The sequence below is a fragment of the Aeromonas bestiarum genome (assembly GCF_000819745.1).
In the GTDB taxonomy this organism is placed as follows: domain Bacteria; phylum Pseudomonadota; class Gammaproteobacteria; order Enterobacterales; family Aeromonadaceae; genus Aeromonas; species Aeromonas bestiarum.
Map to the genome: position 1 here is coordinate 13,975 of NZ_CDDA01000008.1, position 20,641 is coordinate 34,615.

The following is a 20,641-nucleotide window of genomic DNA, read 5'->3' on the forward strand; positions in this document are numbered from 1 at the left end:
TTTTCATTCGCACATTTTGCCAAAATCTCTATCATCGCTCTCCGATCTGTTCAGGAGTTGTCCATGTTGCGTCTTTGTTATCGCGCCTTCCTGTTGTGCTGGCTTGCCTGCTGGAGCCTTGTCGCCGCGGCAGAAACCGGTCTGGACAAGGATCGACTGGGGCTGTCCGAGCGGCTGTGGCTCGCCTCGCGCAGCGACCTGGTGGTCGGCATGCCCTCGGTGGCCTGGCCCCCCTATGTCTATGCGAATAGCCGGGGTGGTTTCAGCGGCCCGCTCGACGATTTTGCCTCCCTGGTCGCGAGCCGGCTGGGACTGACCCTGCGCTACAAGACCTATCCCTACTATGCCGGAGCCCAGCAGGCCCTGCTCGATGGCGAGGTCGACATGCTGATCGGCGTGACCCCCAGCCACTCCCGGCAGCAACAGATGCGTTTTACCTCGGACCTCATGGGGCTGCCCCGTGGCATTCTGCTGGCGAAGGGGGATGACCAGCTGACACTGCCGGCGGCCCGTCAACTGCGCTGGGTGTGTGAACACGGTTTCAGCTCCTGTGAGGAACTGGAGCAGCTTGGCATGGCGCACCTGGTGGAGGCCGACAGCAGCGACGAGGCTGTCTTCATGGTGAAGAAAGGTCTGGCGGATGCCTATCTGGCGGATCTGCCAGCCCTGGTGCGCTTGCAGCGCCTGCAACAGCAGGCCGGGCTCAAGGTGATCACCCCTGAGTGGGTGACCGATACCTCGCTGGCCATGGCGGTAGGCCCGAACAATCAGGGTCTGCTGGGCCTGCTGGAGCTGGCCCTCAACGATATCCCTCTCGATGAGCGACGCCGCATTCTGGAGACTGGCGGCATAGTCGACTACGAACTGGCCAACGGCCCCCGTCAGATAGTGTTCAACCAGAGCGAGCTGGAGTGGCTGGCGCAGCACCCGACCCTGAAATTCGGCGTCGCCCCCGACTGGCCGGCGGTGAGCGAGATCGACGGCAATGGCCAGCTCAAGGGGTTCCTCGCCGATCTGCTCAAGCTGCTCAGCATGCGCTCCGGCCTCAAATTCACCCTGGTGCCGACCAGCAGCTGGGCCGAGACTCAGGCGCTGTTCAAGGCGCGCAAGCTGGATCTCATCCCGGCCATTACCCCCACAGCCGAGCGGCGCCAGTACAGCCTGTTTACCCCGGATTACGCCTTCATTCACAGGGTGATCGCCGCCAGGCAGGGGGGCAAGGAGCTGGAAAACCTCAACGCACTCAAGGGCCACAAGGTAGGCATAGTCGGTGGTTCGGTCGAGGAGCTGATACTTGAGGAGGTGGGGGCCTATCCGGTGACGGTCAGCAGCGACACCAGGCTGCTACCCCTGCTCGATCAGCATGAGGTCGACTATGTGCTGATGAGCATGACGACCCTGGAACAGGCGCTGCAGAAGGGGTTCAACAATCGCTATCAGGTGGTCTTCTCCGGCAACGAGCTGCGGGTGCCTGTCGCCATGGCGGTGCACCAGCAAGATCCCATGCTGCAGCAGATACTGACCAAGGTGCTGATCTCCATCCGGCCGGAGGAACTGGCCAAGCTGGAGCACAAATGGCTCTCCTTGAGCATACAGACCGGCATCAATCCGGCGACCGTGCTGCTCTGGTCCTCCTTCGGGATCGGCGCCTTCCTGCTGAGCGTCTTGCTGTTCATCGGCTGGAACCGCACGCTGCGCCGCCAGATCGTCCAGCGTGAGCTGGCTGAGCACAAGCTGAACGAGCAGCTGACCTTCGTGCAGACCCTGCTCAACTCCCTGCCCAACATGGTGGCGCTGCGGGATCGCGAGCAGCGTATCACCCTCTGCAATCAGGCCTACCGGGATGCCTTCATCGGGGCCAAGGTCGGCGATGATTGCGACGATCTCGACGGCATGCCGCCCCAGGAGCGGGAGCGGGTGCTCAGGGAGGAGCTGGAGGTGTGGCAGCGCGGTGAGCAGCTGGAAGGGGCGGGTTACAGCCGTCGCCAGGATGGTGCCATGTTCCACGTCATCTATGCCAAGCGCCCCTATCGCTCCCCGAACGGCGACATGCTGGGCGTACTGACCGTGCTCACCGACGTGACCCGCATCAAGGAGGCCGAGGCGCGGGCCCGCCAGGCGGAGACCCGGCTCACCCAGATCACCGACAGCATGCCGGGCATAGTCTATCAATACCTGTGGCAGGGGCCAGGCAAGGGCCGCTTCCTTTATGCTTCTCAGGGGGCGAGCGAGATCCTGGGCGCCAGTCAGCAGGAGATGCTGTCGGCCGAGTCGGGGGGTGAGGTGTTCGGCTTTACCGAAGAGGCGCTGCAGGACTTTGTCAGCAAGGTGGCCAATCATGCTGAGACCCTGGCGCCGCTCGATCTGGAGGTCAGGGTGGCGCGCCCCGAAGGGGATCGCTATTTGCAGGTACGCGGCAGTTTCGTGCCACAGGAAGAGGGGCATCTGATCCTCAACGGGGTGATCCAGGACATCACGGCACTCAAGCGCCAGGAGAACGAGCTGCGAGAGGCACGCGCCTATGCGGAGCAGGCGATGCAGGTGCGCAGCCGCTTCCTCGCCACCATGAGCCATGAGCTCAGGACCCCCATCTCCGGCATGCACGGCATGCTGGAATTGCTGCAGATGAGCGAGCTGAACGAAGATCAGCGCTACATGCTGCGCAACGTCATCACCTCCACCAACAACCTGCTCTATCTGGTCAACGACGTGCTCGACTTCTCCAAGATAGAGGCGGGCCAGCTGCAGCTGCATTATCAGGATGGTCGCCTCGCCTCCGTGATCTGCGACGTGATCCGCGGTCATGCCACCCTGGCCCATGGCAAGGGGTTGAAGGTGACGCTGGAGTGGGCGCCAGAGGTGCCGGATCAGGCCCGCATCGACGTCGTGCGGGTGGGGCAGGTGCTCTCCAATCTGCTCAACAATGCGGTCAAGTTCACCGAGCGGGGCGAGATCCGCATCCAGGTCAGCTATCGCGCCGAGCAACTGTTCATCGCCGTCAGCGATACCGGCATCGGCATCGCCGAAGAGAAGCAGGATCGCCTGTTTACCCCGTTCGAGCAGGTGGAGTCCGACATAACCCGACGCTTCGGTGGCACCGGGCTCGGGCTGGCCATCTGTCATCAGCTGGCCCAGAAAATGGGGGGCAGCCTGGCTCTTGAGAGCAAACCGGGTCAGGGAACCCGGCTGACGTTCGGTTTCCCGCTGACGGAGTGCCAATGGGATGCGCCGCCGCTGGCAGGTCAGCAATGGTGGCTGTTTGGCGAGGATGCGGCCCTGCAGTCTGCCATGCAACGGCTGGGGGCCAGCTTGAATCGTCTGGACCCGCAGCAGTGGCAGCAGCCGGTGAGTGGTTTGTTATTAGCGGAAGAGGGCTGGCTCGAACAGGCGCTGGGCAGCGAGTGGTCGACGCGTTTGCAGCAATCCGCCCTCAAGGGCATAGTGCTCTCCCCGCTGGAAGCGCTGCGTGGCCGCATGGGATCGGATGCCTGGTGGCGGCTGGGTCAATCCCCGCTTTACCCCGATCTGTTGCTGGAGACCTGCCACCAGTTGTTGGGGGAAAAAGCGATCCATCCGGTGCAGGCCCATGCCGCTCAGTTGCAGGGACGCGTGCTGGTGGCCGACGATCATCCCATCAATCGCGCCCTGCTGGCGCGCCAGCTCGCCATTCTCGGGGTGGATGCCGAGGTGGTGGACGATGGCGAGAAGGCGCTGCGCACCTGGCAGGGGCAGGACTTTTCCCTGCTGCTGACCGACTGTCACATGCCGGTGATGGATGGCTACAGCTTGACCCGGACCCTGCGGGCGCAGGGGGAGCAGGCTCCCATCATAGGAGTCACGGCCGATACATCGGAAGGGGCCGGCCTGCAGATGCAGCAGGCCGGCATGAACGACATGCTGTTCAAGCCCTACACCCTGGATACCCTGCGCCAGATGCTGGCCCGCTGGCTGCCGGTGGTCGTGCCGGTGGACGAGGCGGCGCCACAACCGCCCGAACCGGCCAGAGAGCAGGGAGAGTGCTGGATCTCGCTGTTCGGGGATGAGGAGGTGGCCCGCAGCATGGCGCGGGAGTACCTGGATTCCAACCGCCAGGATGGCGATGACATGATGCAGGCGGTGGCCCGCCAGGATACCCATGCCCTGGTGGAGACGGCGCACCGCATCAAGGGCGCTGCCCGCATGGTTGGGCAGTTGGCATTGGCAGAGGAAGCGGCTCGACTCGAAGCGGCGGCCCGTCTGAAGCAGCTGGAAGAACTCACCGAGTTGAGCCAGACAGTACAGGCGCTGATGAACTCTATTACACGCGAAATTGGACTATGGCTCGATGAACAAGACACAGCATGAGTTGGTGATCATGGTGGTGGAAGACCACGCGTTCCAGCGCAAGGCACTGATGCACCAGATCCGTGGGCTCGGTTATCCCTCCCTGCTGGAGGCTCAGGACGGGCTGGAGGCGCTGGCCATGTGTCAGCGTCATCAGGTCGACATCCTGTTTTGCGATCTGCGCATGCCCGGCATGGATGGCATGGCGTTGCTGCGCCGCCTCTCCCTCGGCGGCTTTCGTGGCGGCATCATCCTCTCCAGCGCGCTGGAAGATGACGTGGTCGAAGCCGTGCTGCGGATGAGTGCCGCCTATGGTCTGCAGGTGCTGGGGCGCATCGAGAAGCCCTCCAGCCAGCAGCAGATCAGCCAGCTGATCGGCGCCTGGCGGCCACAACAGGAGCGGGCCCAGGAGGAGGACGGCCACAGCCTGACCCTGGATGAGCTGAGTCAGGCGCTGGAGCAGGATCAGCTGCTGCCCTGGTATCAGCCCAAGGTGAGCTTTGGCTCCGGCCAGTGGGTCGGCATGGAGGCGCTGGCCCGCTGGCAGCACCCGGACTACGGCCTCATCTCGCCGGCTCGCTTCATTCCGCTGGCGGAGCACAATGGTCTCATCGACCAGCTGACCGAGGTGATCATCAGCAAGTCCCTGCGCGATGGCCACCTGTGGGAGCAGACCGGGCTCTCCCTCAACCTGTCGATGAACCTCTCCACCACCTCCCTCATCGAGGGGGATCTCTGCAACACCCTGATCAACCAGTGCCAGCGCTGGAGCATCAACCCCGAGCTCATCACCCTGGAGGTGACGGAGAGCTCGTTCGTGAAGGATCTGGGCAAGTCGCTGGAGGTGCTGACCCGGCTGCGCATGCACGGCTTCGGGCTCTCCATCGATGACTTCGGGACCGGCTACTCCTCCATGCAGCAGCTGGCCCTGCTGCCCTTCACCGAGCTCAAGCTGGACAGGTCCTTCGTCGATCGCTGCTATGAGGACCCCTCACGTTTGGCCATAATAGAGTCAAGTATCGAACTGGCCCGCAAACTGGGGCTCAAGTCGGTCGCCGAGGGGGTTGAGGATGAACTGACCTGGCGACTGCTGGCCAGATTGGGGTGCGACGTGTGTCAGGGCTTCTTCTCCGCCCGGCCCATGCCGCGCGATGAATTGATGGGGTGGCATGACACCTGGCGCGAACGGTTACCGGGTCTGATCGGGGACTGAGTGCCGGGCAGCATGCCCGCAGTTGAACAAGGACGTTCATGAAAATTTCAAGCAAGTTATTGCTCAGCTTCTGTTTTATCAACCTGTTGGTGTTCCTCTCCTCGGCCCTGGTCTATCACCAGCTCGGCCGGATCGGGCAAGCCGAAACCAATCTGCTGGAGCAGGCGCTGCCCGCTCTGCAGCGGGATGAGGCGAGTCAGAAGGCGCTGGTGGCGACCGTCTCCTCCTTGCGCGGTTACCTCATCCTCGGCAAGGATCCGGCCCAGGCCGCCCGCCTCAAGCAGGAGTGGGAAGGAGCCTGGCAGGCCATCGAACGGCAGCCGTTCACACCGGCTCTCGCCCAGTCTCTCAAGGCGTTCAAGGGCAATCAGGAGAAGGTGTGGGCCATCGCCCATACCGAGGAGAACCTGCCCGCCCACACACTCATGCTGCTGGAGGCGGGCCCGCTGGCGGAATCGGCCCTCGATCAGCTGCAATCCTTTGCCAATGAAGAGGTGGCCACCCCGCAGGATCAGCTGCCGGGGGATCGCCGACTGCTGCTCAAGCAGGTGGGGGATGCCTACAACGGCCTCTCCAATGCGCTCTCCGCCCTGCGCGACTTCCTCATCTCGGGTGATCCCGAATATCGCACTAAATATCAGGACTACTACCAGTTCCACCAGCAGCGTGTCGCCGAGGTGAAACAGCAGCAGGCCAACTTTACCGAGGCCCAGAAGGGCCTCTGGTCGCTGTTTGAAGAGATGTCCGCCCCCTTCGCCGAGCTGGTCGGTCAGGTGATCAGCAAGCGTCAGGCGCCGGACTGGGATCAGGCCAACCATCTGATGGCGACCGATATCGAGCCTGCGCTGACCCAGCTGGCCGGCCAGCTGGCGGCCCAGGTCACCCAGACCCGCGCCGAGGTGGACAGCATGGGCCACAAGATGGCCAGCGCCGGACAAACCATCAACCGTACCCTGCTGCTGGCCACCCTGACCGTCATAGTGCTGGGCACCCTGGTGGCCCTGCTGTTCAGCCGCCGCTTGACCCGGGACATCGCCAGCCTGGTGGTGCGGGCCGATCTGGTGGCCAACGGCCGTCTGCCGTCCCGCCCTCTGCCGGTGCAGAGCCAGGATGAACTGGGCGGGCTGACGGGCTCCATCAACCAGATGTCCCTGCAGCTGCGCCAGCTGGTCGGCGAGATCCAGGGGGCCGTGGGGCAGGTGGAGGGGGCGTGCGTCGAGGTCGGCGACACCACCCGGGCCATAGTCACCGATCTGGCGAGCCAGAATCAGCGGGTCGATACGGTGGCGGCGGCGATCGAACAGATGTCGGTCAGCACCCGGGATGTGGCGGGCAACATAGCCGACGCGGCCCGGGCCGCCCAGCAGGCCGAGGTGCAGACGCGGCAAGGGGGCAATGCCCTCGGCCGCATGACCGCTACCATGCAGGAGATAGCGACCATGATTGCCCAAGCCAATCAGGCCATGGGGCTGCTCAGCACCCAGAGTGAGCAGGTAGGGCGCGTCACCGAGGTGATCGCCACCATAGCCGAGCAGACCAATCTGCTGGCGCTCAACGCAGCCATCGAGGCGGCGCGAGCGGGAGAGCAGGGGCGCGGTTTTGCCGTGGTGGCCGATGAGGTGCGTCTGCTCGCCAGCCGTACCAGCCAGTCGACGGCCGAGATCAGCCAGACCATCGCCAGCATTCAGCAACAGACTCGCCAGACGGTGAGCACGGTCGGCAGCGGGACCCAGCTGGTGGAACAGGGCCGGGATGCGGTTGCGTCTGTGACGGAGACCCTCAGTGCCATGCTTCAGCTGGTGCAGGATCTGTCCGGTCAGCTGGGGGCTATTGCCACCGCCACCGAGCAGCAGTCCCGGGTTGCCCAGGAGGTGGCGGGTACTGTGGAGGAGATCGCCGGGCTCAGCCGGCAGTCGAGTCAGCGCAGCCAGCAGGGGGAGGAGATAGTGGCCAGACTGGCGCAGGATACGGGGCGGCTGACCTCCGTCATCAGTCGCTTCGAGCTGGATGCCTGAGACGGAGCAAGGCGGCAAAAAAACGGGGCAGGCCGATGGGCCTGCCCCGTTTTTTCAATCCAGGCGGCGGAAGGCCTGATTGTCGAAATTGCTGGATGTCTCCTGGTTCAGCAGGCTGACCAGCAGGCGTGAGGCCTTGCTCGCCGGCTTAGTCCAGTCGGCGGAAAGACTGGTTGTCGAAACTGCTGGAGGTCTCCTGGTTCAGCAGACTGACCAGCAGGATGGCGCGTTTCTCCCCATCCGGTTCCAGATAGATGGCCTCGAATCCGGCCAAAGGGCCAGATTCGATCAACACCTTGTCGCCCTGGGTCGGCAGGTTGGCGTAGCTGGCTCTCGCCTCGTCGCTATCATCGCGGCTCATCAACTGATAGACCAGCTGGCTGCTGATGGCGGTCCACTCCTTGCCGAAGTGGATGATGCGGCTGATGCCACGGGTCGACTTCAGGGTGACAGGGGTGACCTCTTCCAGATCCACATAGATGAACAGATAGTTGGGAAACATGGGTTCCCGTACCGGGACACGCTTGCCCCGCCGCAGTTTCTCGATTTCGACCATGGGGTAATAGGATTCAATCCCCTGGGCTTCGAGATGGGCGCGGGCGCGGGCCTCTTCCTTTGGCTTGCAGTAGGCCAGATACCATTTTTTCATGTTCTGTTATGTTCGTGTTGCCGTGCTCCCGGTTATGATAACCGCGGCAATAAAAAAGGCCACGCTTGGCGTGGCCTTTTTTGCAGAGTGAGTGATTACCAACCTTTGACTATGCCGCCTTTGAACAGTTCGTCAGCAGTTTTGTACACTTCGTCGCTCTGGAAGGCCTGGACGAACTCCTTCACCTTGGCGTCATCCTTGTTGTTGCCACGGGAGACGATCAGGTTGACGTAGGGGGAGTCCTTGTCTTCCACGAACAGGCCGTCACGGCTTGGCAGCAGGTCGATCTGGGAGGCGTAGACAGTGTTGATGATGGCCAGATCCACGTCTTCCAGGGAACGGGGCAGCTGGGCCGCTTCCAGTTCAACAATCTTCAGCTTCTTCGGGTTGCTGGCGATGTCGAGCACGGTCGCTTCCAGGCCGGTACCCTCTTTCAGGGTCAGCAGGCCCTGCTTTTGCAACAGGATCAGGGAGCGACCCAGGTTGGTCGGATCGTTCGGCACGGCGATCTGCGCGCCCTCTTTCAGATCGGCCAGGGCCTTGATCTTCTTGGAGTAGCCGGCGATGGGGTAGACGAAGGTGTTGCCGACCGGCACCAGATCGAAGCCGCGATCCTTGACCTGGCTATCCAGATACGGTTTGTGCTGGAAGGCGTTCAGATCGATGCTGCCATCGTTCAGGGCCACGTTCGGGGTGGCGAAGTCGGAGAAGGTAACGACTTCGACGGTCAGACCGTACTTGTCCTTGGCGACCTTGGCCGCGGCTTCCACCAGCTGGGATTCCGCCCCGGCGATGGCGCCCACTTTCAGGGTCTTGTTCTCTTCTTTCTGACCACAACCGGCCAGAACCAGGCCAGCCAGCAGGGCAGCCGCAACGGATTTAATGCCAAATTTCATAAAAACCTCCTGTCAGAAATCGACGATTAACGATGATCACATGTGTTGACCAGGCGCTCACCTGCGCTCTGGATGAGTTGAACCAGTAAAACCAGAATGACGACGGTTGCCAGCATGACGGTGGGGTCAAAGCGCTGGTAGCCGTAGCGAATACCCACATCACCCAGACCACCGCCTCCGATGGCACCGGCCATGGCGGAGTAGTTCACCAGCGTGACCAGGGTAATGGTGACGCTGTTGACTATGCCGGGCAGGGCCTCGGGCAGCAGCACCTTGGTAATGATTTGCAGGGGTTTGGCACCCATGGCCTTGGCTGCTTCCAGCAAGCCGTCCGGCACCTCCATCAGGGCCCCTTCCACCAGACGGGCGATGAAGGGCACGGCACCTATGGTCAGCGGCACTATGGCGGCTATGGTGCCTATGCTGGTGCCGACGATCAGCCGGGTCAGCGGAATGATGGCGACCAGCAAAATGATGAAGGGCACTGAGCGGCCAATGTTGACCAGGATGCCGAGCAACTTGTTCAGGGCCGGGTTGGCCAGGATCTGGCCCGCCTTGGTCACGTGCAGTGCCACACCCAGCGGCAGGCCGAGCAGGCAGCCAAACAGGGCGGAGGCAAACACCATCAGCAGGGTATCGCCGAGCGCTGTGACCAGCAGATTAATCATTGCTTCGGACATGACCCATTACCTCCAGCTGAATGCGATTGTGATCAGGGACTGCGTCTGGCAGCCCTTGAGGGCAGTGATGAGCAGATCAGTCATTGCTGCGGACATAACCCATGACCTCCAGCTGAATATGATTGTCTATCAGGAACTGCTGGGTCGCCTCGCACTGGGCCTCATCCCCGAACAGCTCCGCCAGCAGGAAGCCGAACTTGACGCCCCCGGCGTACTCGATATCGGCGCTCAGAATGCTGATGTCGATATTGAAGCGACGGCTCGCCTCGGAAATCAGGGGCGTATCGACCGTGCTGCCGGTAAAGCCGAGCTTCACCAGCGGATAGCTGTTGGCCACCCGCTCGGTACTCATCCTGTCCTGATACTCCTGCGGCACCTCCAGATGTATGGTGGAGTGGATGAAGTCCCGTGCCAGCTGGGTCTTGGCGTTGCTGAAGAACCAGGCGACCTCGCCCTGCTCGATCAGGCTGCCGTCGCTGATGATGGCGACGTCATCACAGATCCCCTTCACCACGTCCATCTCGTGGGTGATGAGCAAGATGGTGAGCCCCAGTTTGACGTTGATCTCCTTGAGCAGGCTCAGGATCGAACGGGTAGTCTGCGGATCCAGGGCCGAGGTGGCCTCGTCACACAGCAGTACCTTGGGGGCCGGCGCCAGGGCTCGGGCGATGGCGACGCGCTGCTTCTGACCGCCTGACAGCTCGGACGGATAGGCGTGGGCGCGCGCTTCCAGCCCGACCAGGGCCAGCAATTCGTCGACTCTGGCCTGGATCTGGGCCTTGCTCCAGCCTGCCAGTTCCAGCGGGAACGCGATATTGGCGAACACGGTACGGGAGGAGAGCAGGTTGAAGTGCTGAAAAATCATGCCGATCTGGCGGCGGGCCTGGGTCAGCTCCCGCTCCGGCAGGGCGACCAGATCCTGGCCATCGACGATGACCTGGCCCTCTGTCGGGCGCTCCAGCAGGTTGACGCAACGAATGAGGGTACTCTTGCCGGCCCCCGAGGCGCCGATCACCCCGAAAATCTTGCCTTGTGGCACATGCAGGCTCACGTCACGCAGGGCGTGCACGGCATCACTGCCTTTACCGTAGACTTTGTTGAGACCGTTCAACTTAATCATGGATTCTTCCGTGCTAACAGCCTTAAAGCACAGGGCGCTACAGGCGGGTGAATTGGGCAGAGGTTCCACTGGGTTGCTCTGTCATCATGGAGGATGATGCTAAGATGTCTGGATGGCTGTGTCAACGCGTGTTTATACTTCTAGACGTCTAAAAAAGTGCTAAGTATTCCCGTCTGCCGACTAACGCGGACGGTGATCTCGCTCACATCAATATTGTATTTGGCAGTGTAGCTATATCGCCGAATATCACATGGCAAATGTGGTCTTATCTCCTTCTTTATTAGTCTCGAGTCGGGTTTGCCTGGTCATGCTGCTATCGCACCCGGATTGGCACAAATCATTCCACTTTGTTCTGATCGCTGCTTTCTTGGCCTGCGTCTTGATGCAGCGCAACAAGCGCCACGCTTGGGCTTGGATTGCAATTGCCTGTTTTTTATACTGAAAGGGCATGGTATGCGGGAGGGCAGAGTAATGCGATTTCAACAGATCAAGGACTTGCTGCTGTATCTGGAACTGGTTCATCACCAGCTCGGGCTCTGTTACGGGCGGCTGATGGCCGAGGTGGATGGCGAGCGCAGCCGCATGCTGCTGGCCTATCTGCAAGAGCGGGAGGAAGCGGCCAAGGCCCATCTGCACGACTACCTGGGCCAGCTGGGGGGCGGGATCAGGGAGACCTGGCTTGAGCGAGGGTTCAGCGAGGATCTGCTGCCTGACATCCAGCGGCTGTCACTGCCTGCCACGGCCCAGACTCAGGACATAGTGCAGCAGGTGTGCCGTCAGGAAGAGAAACTCATCGGCGAGCTGGGCCACCTGGCCCGCGAATGCCCGACGGAAGAGACGGCCGCCCTGCTGAGTGCGCTGTCATCGCTGGAGCAGACCCGCCTGACCCGGCTGGTGCACGGGGTGCATAGACTCGACGATATCTAGCACAGAAGCAATAAGAGAGGCCCGGCATCTGCCGGGCCTCTCTTATTCTCTGCCAGGCGTCCGGCTCAGCGGGGAGCCTGTTCCCGGCTGAGCTCGGCGGCATGGAGGGCGGCGCCTATGATGCCGGCCTGATTGAGGTTGGCGGCCGCCACCAGGGGGGCCCGCGTCTCAATCTTGTCGATGAACTTGTCGAGCTTGGAGGAGCTGCCGCCCCCCAGAATGAAGAGGTCGGGAGAGAACAGAAACTCGAGGCGAGCCAGGTATTTGTTGAAGCGTTTGCCCCAGCGGCTCCAGGAGAGATCCTCGCGCTTGCGCACCGCATCCGAGCAGTAGTGCTCGGCAACCATGCCTTCCAGCATCAGATGGCCCAGCTCGGTGTTGGGCAGCAGCTGGCCATTGACGAACACGGCTGTGCCTATGCCGGTGCCGACCGTGATGAGGATGATGACACCCTTGCTGCGATCCTTGCCGGTCCCGAAGCGCATCTCGGCCAGGCCAGCCGCATCGGCATCGTTGATCACGTGGCAGGGCAGGCCGGTCACATCGGCAAACAGGTGGGCGGCATCGGTCTCAATCCAGCTCTTGTCGATGTTGGCCGCGCTCTTGGCGATGCCGTTGTGGATGGTGGCGGGAAAGCCGCAGCCCACCGGGCCCTTCCATTGGAAATGTTCCACCAGTGCTTTGAGGGTATGTGCAACGGCGGCCGGGGTGGCCGGTTGCGGCGTCACCAGACGATGGCGCTCGCCAATCAGCTCGCCCGTTTCGGTATCGACCAGGCATCCCTTGATCCCTGAGCCACCGATATCCACTCCCAACATCTGCATCAGATTGTTCCTTTTATAGTGCCGACGGTTAACCGTCGGCAGAGCATGAAAAAATGACGTGTATCCGGCAAGGGGCAGATCGCTTATGCGTGATCCGGCAGACCTTTTTCGATGCAACGGATCAACAAGCGGGTTTTTTTGCTGTCATCCTGCTGGCGCAGGGCCAGGGTCGCCAGCGCCCACGCTATGTGTTCGGCCACCATGGGCTCTGCCTCGTCCTGCGCCAGCTGCAACGCGGCTATGACGTCCGGGGTGGCCGGGCCGTTGCCGAGTGCCACCGCCAGGTTGCGGCGCCAGCGCTGATAGCCGATACGCCGGATCGGGCTCCCCTCAGTGTGCTTGAGAAACTCGCTTTCGCTCCAGCGCCACAATTCGAGCAGCGGCGGGCGGTGCAGGTTGGGGCGCGGGCTGAAGTCGGGCTCGGGGCTCACATCCGCATAGCGGTTCCAGGGGCAGATGAGCTGGCAGTCGTCACAACCATAGATGCGATTGCCCATCAGCGGTCTGAACTCTTCCGGGATGGGGCCGTCGTTCTCTATGGTGAGGTAGGAGATGCAACGGCGCCCATCCACCACATAGGGCGCGACTATGGCGCCGGTCGGGCAGATATTGATGCAGGCCACGCACTTGCCGCACTGCTCTTTTTCCACCGGGGCATCCAGCGGCAGCGGCAGGCTGATCAGCAACTCTCCCAGAAAGAAGAAGGAACCCGCCGATTCGTTGAGTAGCAGCGAGTGTTTGCCGATCCAGCCCAGCCCCGCCTTGGCGGCCAGTGGCCGCTCCAGTATGGGGGCCGAGTCGACGAAGGGGCGCCACTCTCCCGTGACCTGCCAGAGTTCCCGGCAGCGTTGTTCTATGCGATCGCCCAACTGCTTGAGGCGGTTGCGCAGCACCTTGTGGTAGTCGCGGCCGAGGGCATAGCGGCTTATGTAGCCGAGAGTCGGGTCGCGCAGGGTGGCGGCGAAACCGGCCTCGAAGGGGAGGTAGTTCATCCGCACTGACAGCACCCGCAGGGTGCCCGGCAGCAGCTCGTGCGGCCTGGCCCGCATCATGCCGTGGCGGGCCATGTAGTCCATGCTGCCGTGATGGCCGGCATCCAGCCAGGCCTGCAACCTGGGCTCTTCGAGGCTGAGATCCGTGTCGGTGATGCCGACTTGGTCAAATCCTAGCTCGCTCGCCCATAGCTTGATATCGTGGGCCAACTGCTGAAGCTCAGGCGTGCTCATGCTGCATCAGGCCCCACAGGCTTGATATTCAGAGTCAATCGACGGTGAAAATCAGGTATGGTCATGCTGCATCTGGTCCGAAAGGCTTGATGTCCTGGGTCAACCGGCAGTGAAAATCAGCTGTGGTCATGTCGCATCGGGTGCCCGGCGCGTGTCAGCCAGGGCCAATGGATGAAAGTCAGGAGCCATCATGGTACAGGTCATCGGGGATGCTATCAGCGGGAAAGAGGTGCGCAGTTTACCACAATCACTGTGGCGGACTGAACAGATCCGCGCGCTGGAGCAGCGTTGGGCCGAGCGCGAAGGGCAGGAGCTCTACGCCCTGATGGAGCGGGCCGGTGCGGCGCTGCGCACCTATGCCACCCACCATTGGCCGCAGAGCCGCAACTGGTGGATCTTCGTCGGCCCAGGCAACAACGGCGGTGACGGCTATGTGCTGGCCCGCCTCGCCAGGCAGATCGGTCTCGAGCCCCAGGTGATCGCCGCGAGGGATCCCGCCGGACTGAAAGGGGATGCGAGGCGGGCCGCCGATGAGTGGCTGGCGCAGGGCGGGACTGTGCTGATGGCTGGCGCGAGCGAGCTTGATTCACTGCCGCCGCCGGATCTGGTGATCGATGCACTGCTCGGCACAGGTGTCCATACCCCCCTCTCGCCGCTTCTGACAAAGATCGTCGCAACAATCAATAGCTTGGGAGCGCCGGTGTTGGCGGTGGATCTGCCCTCCGGCCTCGATGCCGACACGGGTCGTGCCATGGGGGCCCTGGTCCGTGCCAGCCGCACCCTCACCTTCATCGGCATCAAGCAGGGCATGCTCACCGGCGAGGGGGTGGATGGTGTCGGCCGGCTCGATTGCGATCCCCTCGGCGTCACGCCGGAGGCTGGCCTGCAAGCGGCTGTCGAACGGATCGATTACCCCGGCCTCAAGCAGTGGCTGACACCGCGCCAGCGCTCGGCCCACAAGGGTTCCCACGGCAAGGTGCTGCTGGTGGGGGGCAATGTGGGCATGCAGGGCGCCATAGTGCTGGCGGGTCTTGCCTGCCTGCGGGCAGGAGCCGGGCTGGTACGGGTATGTCAACACCCGAGTCATGGTTCCGTCAGCCTTTATCAAGCCGAGTTGATGAATACGCAGGCCGATGCGGATGAGCACTGGGCCTCGGTGCGACTGGTGGGGCCGGGACTCGGTCAGGACGAATGGGGTCGCCGCCATTTTGAGTCCTTGGTCAATGAGGGGACACGGCTGGTATTGGACGCCGATGGATTGAATTGGCTGGCGCTATGTCCCCGTCATCAGGATAATTGGGTGCTTACGCCTCACCCGGGTGAGGCGGCCCGCCTGCTGGGCTGCTCCATTGCCGAGATTGCAGCAGATCGTTTTGCCGCCGTGCGGCGCTTGCAGCAAGTTTTTGGCGGTGTCGTGCTGCTCAAGGGGGCGGGAACGCTCATCTGTGACGGCAAGGGGATAGCGCTCTGTGACGAGGGCAATCCCGGCATGGCCAGTGGCGGCATGGGCGATCTGTTATCTGGTATAATCGCCGCCCTTTTGGCCCAGGGCTGGTCTGCCGTCGAGGCAACCCGGCTGGGCGCAGTGATCCACGGGGAAGCGGCCGATCTGGCCGCCGCAGACGGAGAGCGGGGCATGCTGGCATCGGACCTGCTGCCTTTTATCCGTCGACTGGTTAATCCCGACACCATAACAAGTTAAAGAAGAACATGGCAAAACAGTTGATGATGACACTGCCGGACGAGGCAGCAACAGTGGCACTGGGTGGCCGTCTGGCACACGCCTGCCAGCAGGCGACCACGGTGTTCTTGCACGGCTCCCTCGGGGCCGGAAAAACCACCCTGACCCGTGGCTGGGTGCAGGGGCTGGGCCATCAGGGCAAGGTCAAGAGCCCGACCTACACCCTGGTCGAGCCCTACGAACTGGCCGAGTGGCAGGTTTACCACTTCGATCTCTACCGCCTGGCCGATCCGGAAGAGCTGGAGTTCATGGGCATTCGGGACTACTTTGCCGCCAATACCCTCTGCCTGGTGGAGTGGCCAGAAAAGGGTGAAGGCTGGCTGCCGGCGCCCGATCTGGACATTACCCTGACTTATGTAAACGAGCAGCGTGAGGCTCTGATAGAGGCTCGCACTGCGATTGGCGAAGCCATTCTGGAACGGTTGTCATCTACGTGCGCTTGATCCTTGTTATTGCCCTCTCTCTGATGGCCTTACCCTCCTGGGCGAATCAGCTCAAGAGTGTGCGGGTGTGGCCATCGCCGGATAACACCCGGGTGGTGCTCGACATGAGCAGCGCCCCCAATTACAACTACTTCACCCTGACAGGCCCGGATCGGCTGGTGATCGACCTCAAAGGGGCGAACAACGTCACCAATCTGGCCCGCATCGAGAACAACAGCGAGCTGGTGCGCAAGATCCGCGAGAGTTCTCCGCTGGAGAAGGGCGGCCTGCGACTGGTGCTGGACTTGAGCTCCACCATCAAGCCGGTGGTGTTCCCGCTGGCGCCGGCTGGCCCCTATGGCCACCGGCTGGTGATCGACCTGCCCTATGAAGAAAAAGCCTCCGCCGCCGTGCAGGCTGCGCCTGTGGGCGGCAAGGGCCGGGGGGTGGTGATCGCCATAGACCCGGGCCATGGCGGGGAAGATCCGGGCTCCATAGGTCCGCGCCGCACCTATGAGAAGCGGGTCACCCTGGCTGTTTCCCAGAAGCTGGCGGCACTCATCGACAGGGAACCCGGCATGCGCGCCGTGCTGACCCGTCGTGGCGACTACTTCGTCGATCTGAACAAGCGATCCGAGATAGCCCGCAAGGCCAAGGCCGACCTGCTGGTGTCGGTGCACGCGGACAGCTTCCACAATTCCACCCCGCGCGGTGCCTCTGTCTGGGTGCTGTCGACCAACCGTGCCAATCGCGAGATGGGCAGCTGGCTGGAGAAGCAGGAGAAACAGGGCGAACTGCTGGGCGGGGTGGGCAAGGTATTGGCCGAATCCGATCCCAACCCCTATCTGGCGCAGACCTTCCTCGATCTCTCCATGGACAAGTCCCGCGCCGAGGGCTACGACGTCAGCCGCCAGATCCTGCGCTCCATGGGCAAGGTGGCCAGGTTGCACAAGAAGGCGCCGGAGCACGCCAGTCTGGCGGTGCTGAAAGCGCCTGACATCCCCTCCGTGCTGGTGGAGACGGGCTTCATCTCCAACCACGCCGAAGAGAAGCTGCTGGCGACCCCTGCCTATCAGGATCAGCTGGCTCGCGCCATCTTCGAAGGCATCCGCAACTACTACCGTGCCCACCCGACCAAGGGCGCCATGCTGACCGGCAAGGGGCAGGCCAGCAAGCCAGCCGCGGTCAGCAGACCCGTGGTGGTGAGCAAGCCTGCCGCCGTGAGCAAACCGGCGCAGGTGCAGTCGCAGCCCGTGGTGACCAACCGGATGCCGGCCACCGAGCCAAACCGCAGCAGCGATGGCGGCGCTCCGGTCAGCAGCGTCAGCAGCTCGTCCGGCGCCGGTGTGATCAAGCCCTATGTGGTGGCCGCCAAGGAGCCGAGCGTGCCTGTCAGCAGCGTGCAGAGCAACGACAAGGCCAGGATGATCCGCCACGTGGTCACCCGCGGCCAGAGTCTCTCTCGCCTCGCCGAGAAGTTCGGGGTGAGCCAGGCGCGCCTGGTGGAGATCAACAAACTCAAATCACGGGATATCCAGATAGGGCAGGTGCTCTATATCCCCCAGGAATAGAGACAGTGGGCAGCCATGCTGCTCCCTGTTTTATCGCCTTTCCTGGCCAACCAGATTGCCGCAGGAGAGGGGGGGGGCGGCCCTGCTCAGTGGTGACTGGGTCTGGATCCCGCAAGACTAAAGGTCAGGAGCAAGCCATGCCGATCCGTATTTTACCGCCCATTCTGGCCAACCAGATTGCCGCAGGCGAGGTGGTGGAGCGGCCCTCTTCGGTCGTCAAGGAGCTGGTGGAAAACAGCCTGGACGCGGGGGCCGACCGGGTCGAGATCGACATCGACAAGGGCGGCGCCAAGCTGATCCGCATCCGTGACAACGGCTGCGGCGTCGCCAAAGACGAGCTGGTGCTGGCGTTGTCGCGGCACGCCACCTCCAAGGTGGCGACCCTGGATGATCTGGAAGGGATCTGCAGCCTGGGCTTTCGCGGCGAGGCGCTTGCCTCCATCAGCTCTGTCTCCCGCCTCACCTTCACCTCCCGCACCCAGGATCAGTCCGAGGCCTGGCAAGCCCAGGCAGAAGGGCGCGAGATGCAGGTCACCGTCAAGCCGGCGGCCCATCCGGTGGGCACCACTGTGGAGGTGGTGGATCTCTTCTTCAATACCCCCGCGCGGCGCAAGTTCATGCGCAGCGAAAAGACCGAATTTGCCCATATCGACGAGCTGGTGCGCCGCATCGCGCTCTCCCGTTTCGATGTCACCCTGATCCTGCGCCACAACGGCAAGGTGATGCGCCAGTACAAGGCCGCCAATACGGTGCCCGAGCAGGAGCGCCGCCTGGCCGCCGTCTGTGGCACCCCCTTCATGCACCACGCGCTGGCGGTGGAAAGCGAGCACAGCGACGTGCGCCTGTGGGGCTGGCTGGCGACCCCGCAGGGAGCCAGGCCGCAGAACGATCTGCAATACACCTATGTGAATGGCCGCATGATGCGCGACAAGCTCATCAATCACGCCATCCGCCAGGCCTATGACGAGCTGCTGCCCGCCGACCGCTTCGCCGCCTATGTGCTCTATATCGAGCTGGATCCCCATCAGGTGGACGTGAACGTCCATCCGGCCAAGCACGAGGTGCGCTTCCATCAGGCGCGCCTCATCCACGACTTCATCTTCCAGGCGCTGTTCACCGCCCTGCACCGGGAGGCGGCCGCCAGAGCCGAACAGAGCGAGCCGCTGGCCGAGACCCTGGTCGAGCTGCCGGTCAGCGGGCAGATTGAATACCCGGGCCAGGCGCCCCGTCCCGAGTGGTACGGCGCCGAGCACAACTATCGGGCGCCGGCCCAGGAAGTGCGGGAGGGGGGCGGTGCAGGGCGGGCCGGCAATTATCAGCCGCCCGAGCCCCCCAGCCGGGAGGCGATGCGTGGCATGGGCGCGCTGCTCACCACCTTGCCCGGTGCGGGTCCCGCGTCTGTCGTACCCGTCACCTCGGCGGTGACCGCCAACGCAGCCGTTCAGGCCGCGCCCGGCGTCTGGCGGGCGCTCACCCTGGTGGAGCAGGCCTATCTGCTGCTGGCGCGAGATGGCCAGCTGGCACTGCTCTCGCTGGTGCGGGCCGAGCGCCTGCTGCTGCGCAACTGGCTGCTGGAGGCCTGGGGGCAGGGATTGGCGGCGCAACCGCTGCTGCTGCCGGTCTCCTTCAAGTTGCCCAAGAACTTGATAGCGCTGGTTGAAGAGCAGGAACGTTTGCTCAAACGCATGGGGCTGGAGTTGAAAAACGGGGGGCGCGACACCATGATCCTGACTCGGGTGCCAGCCTTGCTGCGCCAGACAGATCTGGTGCGGTTATTACCCGAATTGTTGCAAATTATCGAGAGCGGATCTGACAGTGATGCGAGCCAGCTGGCTGAAGTATTATGCCAATGGCTGGTGGAGCAGGGGATAAGCCGCGAAAAAGTATATGATTTTTCAACTGCCAGTCGTTTGCTGACGGAACTTGTGACCGATTTCAGTGACCAACTGGCAGACACGCGCATGGTGCGCCCCGTGTCGTTGACGAGCGTGCTGGCCGAGTTTGCCGATGGCAACTGAGGGGCGGGATGACCGCCTATTCGACCAATAGACAAGTTTTTTGCAGGTGCGCCCGCTCCGGTGGCGACCATGCAAGGGGAGTTTTTCACGTGGCTGACTTGCCGACTGCAATTTTTCTGATGGGGCCGACGGCCTCCGGCAAGACGGATCTCGCCATCAATCTGTGTCAGGCCCTGCCCTGCGACATCATCAGCGTGGACTCTGCGCTCATCTATCGCGGCATGGACATAGGCACCGCCAAGCCGACTGCCGACGAGCTGGCCCTGGCTCCCCACAAGCTGATCGACATGCTCGATCCTGCCTTGAGCTATTCGGCGGCGGATTTTTGCCGCGATGCCTTGCGGGAGATGGACGACATAGTCGCCCGTGGCCGCATTCCACTGCTGGTGGGCGGCACAATGCTCTATTTCAAGGCGCTGCTGGAGGGACTCTCACCGCTGCCATCCGCCGACCCTGTCATTCGTGCCGGGATTGAGGAAGAGGCGGCTCGCCTCGGCTGGCAGGCGCTGCACGAGGAGCTGGTGCGCATAGACCCGGTCGCCGGGGAGCGCATCCATCCCAATGACCCACAGCGTCTGAGTCGGGCACTCGAGGTCTATCGCATCAGTGGCAAGACGCTCACCGAGCTGACCCAGGTACAGGGGGAAGGATTACCCTATCGCGTGCATCAATTTGCCATCGCACCGAGCGATCGCGCCCTGTTGCACCAGCGCATCGAACAGCGCTTTGACAAGATGTTGCAAAGCGGGTTCGAACAAGAGGTCAGGGCGCTCTATGAGCGGGGCGATCTCACCCCCGACCTGCCCGCTATTCGCTGCGTTGGCTACCGCCAAATGTGGGACTACCTGGCAGGGGAAGTGGAGTATGATGAGATGCGCTATCGCGGAATTGTTGCCACCCGCCAGTTGGCCAAGCGTCAAATGACCTGGTTGCGCGGTTGGCCTGAAGTCACCTGGTTGGAATCTGGTGAGTCTGGCAATCTGGCAAGGGTCGTTGCCCGTGCCGGAGTGGCTTGA

At 62.7% G+C, this 20,641-nt stretch carries 15 protein-coding genes; 9 read left to right on the top strand and 6 right to left on the bottom strand.

What is annotated here, in order from left to right:
* Positions 1-63: 63 nt before the first annotated feature.
* The 3 genes from BN1118_RS03715 to BN1118_RS03725 are packed head-to-tail and all read left to right on the top strand — an operon-like array spanning position 64 to position 7,551.
* Positions 64-4,344, top strand: coding sequence for an ATP-binding protein (locus tag BN1118_RS03715; RefSeq protein WP_043554631.1), 4,281 nt, complete (start codon positions 64-66; stop codon positions 4,342-4,344).
* A complete protein-coding gene (locus tag BN1118_RS03720) occupies positions 4,325-5,536 on the top strand; it encodes an EAL domain-containing response regulator (RefSeq protein ID WP_043141807.1) in 1,212 nt (403 codons plus the stop codon). Before BN1118_RS03715 ends, BN1118_RS03720 begins: the two co-directional genes overlap by 20 nt.
* 38 nt (positions 5,537-5,574) lie before the next feature.
* On the top strand, positions 5,575-7,551 hold the full coding sequence (locus tag BN1118_RS03725; RefSeq protein WP_043554632.1) for a methyl-accepting chemotaxis protein: 1,977 nt from the start codon (positions 5,575-5,577) through the stop codon (positions 7,549-7,551).
* A 148-nt stretch (positions 7,552-7,699) separates the two neighbouring features.
* On the opposite strand, the gene rfaH is transcribed toward BN1118_RS03725, so the two are convergent.
* From rfaH to metN, 4 genes are all read right to left on the bottom strand, one after another.
* Positions 7,700-8,200 (bottom strand): transcription/translation regulatory transformer protein RfaH, encoded by a 501-nt coding sequence (gene rfaH, locus BN1118_RS03730; RefSeq protein ID WP_043554633.1) that lies wholly within the window; start codon positions 8,198-8,200, stop codon positions 7,700-7,702.
* A gap of 95 nt (positions 8,201-8,295) precedes the next feature.
* Positions 8,296-9,096 (bottom strand): methionine ABC transporter substrate-binding lipoprotein MetQ, encoded by an 801-nt coding sequence (gene metQ / locus BN1118_RS03735; protein WP_043141813.1) that lies wholly within the window; start codon positions 9,094-9,096, stop codon positions 8,296-8,298.
* A 26-nt stretch (positions 9,097-9,122) separates the two neighbouring features.
* Positions 9,123-9,776: a methionine ABC transporter permease gene (locus BN1118_RS03740; RefSeq protein ID WP_042865698.1), complete on the bottom strand. Its 654-nt coding sequence runs from the start codon at positions 9,774-9,776 to the stop codon at positions 9,123-9,125.
* Positions 9,777-9,852: 76 nt separating this feature from the next.
* Positions 9,853-10,896: a methionine ABC transporter ATP-binding protein MetN gene (gene metN / locus BN1118_RS03745; RefSeq protein ID WP_043554634.1), complete on the bottom strand. Its 1,044-nt coding sequence runs from the start codon at positions 10,894-10,896 to the stop codon at positions 9,853-9,855.
* A 471-nt stretch (positions 10,897-11,367) separates the two neighbouring features.
* Here metN and BN1118_RS03750 point away from each other — a divergent pair, with 471 nt between their 5' ends.
* Complete coding sequence (locus tag BN1118_RS03750) at positions 11,368-11,823, top strand: hypothetical protein (protein ID WP_043554635.1); 456 nt, start codon at positions 11,368-11,370, stop codon at positions 11,821-11,823.
* Positions 11,824-11,888: 65 nt separating this feature from the next.
* Here BN1118_RS03750 and ppgK read toward each other — a convergent pair whose 3' ends face one another.
* A complete protein-coding gene (gene ppgK / locus BN1118_RS03755; RefSeq protein WP_043141820.1) occupies positions 11,889-12,647 on the bottom strand; it encodes a polyphosphate--glucose phosphotransferase in 759 nt (252 codons plus the stop codon).
* 83 nt (positions 12,648-12,730) lie between these two features.
* Positions 12,731-13,873: a tRNA epoxyqueuosine(34) reductase QueG gene (gene queG / locus BN1118_RS03760; RefSeq protein ID WP_043554636.1), complete on the bottom strand. Its 1,143-nt coding sequence runs from the start codon at positions 13,871-13,873 to the stop codon at positions 12,731-12,733.
* Between the two features lie 190 nt (positions 13,874-14,063).
* Here queG and BN1118_RS03765 point away from each other — a divergent pair, with 190 nt between their 5' ends.
* From BN1118_RS03765 to miaA, 5 genes are all read left to right on the top strand, one after another.
* Positions 14,064-15,575, top strand: coding sequence for a bifunctional ADP-dependent NAD(P)H-hydrate dehydratase/NAD(P)H-hydrate epimerase (locus BN1118_RS03765; protein WP_043554637.1), 1,512 nt, complete (start codon positions 14,064-14,066; stop codon positions 15,573-15,575).
* 8 nt (positions 15,576-15,583) lie between these two features.
* Entirely contained in the window at positions 15,584-16,057 is a 474-nt protein-coding gene (gene tsaE, locus BN1118_RS03770; RefSeq protein ID WP_042865703.1) for a tRNA (adenosine(37)-N6)-threonylcarbamoyltransferase complex ATPase subunit type 1 TsaE, read from the top strand.
* Complete coding sequence (locus tag BN1118_RS03775) at positions 16,048-17,607, top strand: N-acetylmuramoyl-L-alanine amidase (RefSeq protein ID WP_043554638.1); 1,560 nt, start codon at positions 16,048-16,050, stop codon at positions 17,605-17,607. The genes tsaE and BN1118_RS03775 overlap by 10 nt, the downstream gene beginning before the upstream one ends.
* A gap of 137 nt (positions 17,608-17,744) precedes the next feature.
* Entirely contained in the window at positions 17,745-19,625 is a 1,881-nt protein-coding gene (mutL, locus tag BN1118_RS03780; protein ID WP_043554639.1) for a DNA mismatch repair endonuclease MutL, read from the top strand.
* Positions 19,626-19,723: 98 nt separating this feature from the next.
* Positions 19,724-20,641, top strand: coding sequence for a tRNA (adenosine(37)-N6)-dimethylallyltransferase MiaA (gene miaA, locus BN1118_RS03785; protein WP_084214013.1), 918 nt, complete (start codon positions 19,724-19,726; stop codon positions 20,639-20,641).

What these genes read in the sequence shown, in the direction of transcription:
- BN1118_RS03715 (WP_043554631.1), top strand. Translation starts at nt 64, where the DNA reads ATGTTGCGTCTTTGTTATCGCGCCTTCCTGTTGTGCTGGCTTGCCTGC.
- BN1118_RS03720 (WP_043141807.1), top strand. Translation starts at nt 4,325, where the DNA reads ATGAACAAGACACAGCATGAGTTGGTGATCATGGTGGTGGAAGACCAC.
- BN1118_RS03725 (WP_043554632.1), top strand. Translation starts at nt 5,575, where the DNA reads ATGAAAATTTCAAGCAAGTTATTGCTCAGCTTCTGTTTTATCAACCTG.
- rfaH (WP_043554633.1), bottom strand. Translation starts at nt 8,200, where the DNA reads ATGAAAAAATGGTATCTGGCCTACTGCAAGCCAAAGGAAGAGGCCCGC.
- metQ (WP_043141813.1), bottom strand. Translation starts at nt 9,096, where the DNA reads ATGAAATTTGGCATTAAATCCGTTGCGGCTGCCCTGCTGGCTGGCCTG.
- BN1118_RS03740 (WP_042865698.1), bottom strand. Translation starts at nt 9,776, where the DNA reads ATGTCCGAAGCAATGATTAATCTGCTGGTCACAGCGCTCGGCGATACC.
- metN (WP_043554634.1), bottom strand. Translation starts at nt 10,896, where the DNA reads ATGATTAAGTTGAACGGTCTCAACAAAGTCTACGGTAAAGGCAGTGAT.
- BN1118_RS03750 (WP_043554635.1), top strand. Translation starts at nt 11,368, where the DNA reads ATGCGATTTCAACAGATCAAGGACTTGCTGCTGTATCTGGAACTGGTT.
- ppgK (WP_043141820.1), bottom strand. Translation starts at nt 12,647, where the DNA reads ATGCAGATGTTGGGAGTGGATATCGGTGGCTCAGGGATCAAGGGATGC.
- queG (WP_043554636.1), bottom strand. Translation starts at nt 13,873, where the DNA reads ATGAGCACGCCTGAGCTTCAGCAGTTGGCCCACGATATCAAGCTATGG.
- BN1118_RS03765 (WP_043554637.1), top strand. Translation starts at nt 14,064, where the DNA reads ATGGTACAGGTCATCGGGGATGCTATCAGCGGGAAAGAGGTGCGCAGT.
- tsaE (WP_042865703.1), top strand. Translation starts at nt 15,584, where the DNA reads ATGGCAAAACAGTTGATGATGACACTGCCGGACGAGGCAGCAACAGTG.
- mutL (WP_043554639.1), top strand. Translation starts at nt 17,745, where the DNA reads ATGCCGATCCGTATTTTACCGCCCATTCTGGCCAACCAGATTGCCGCA.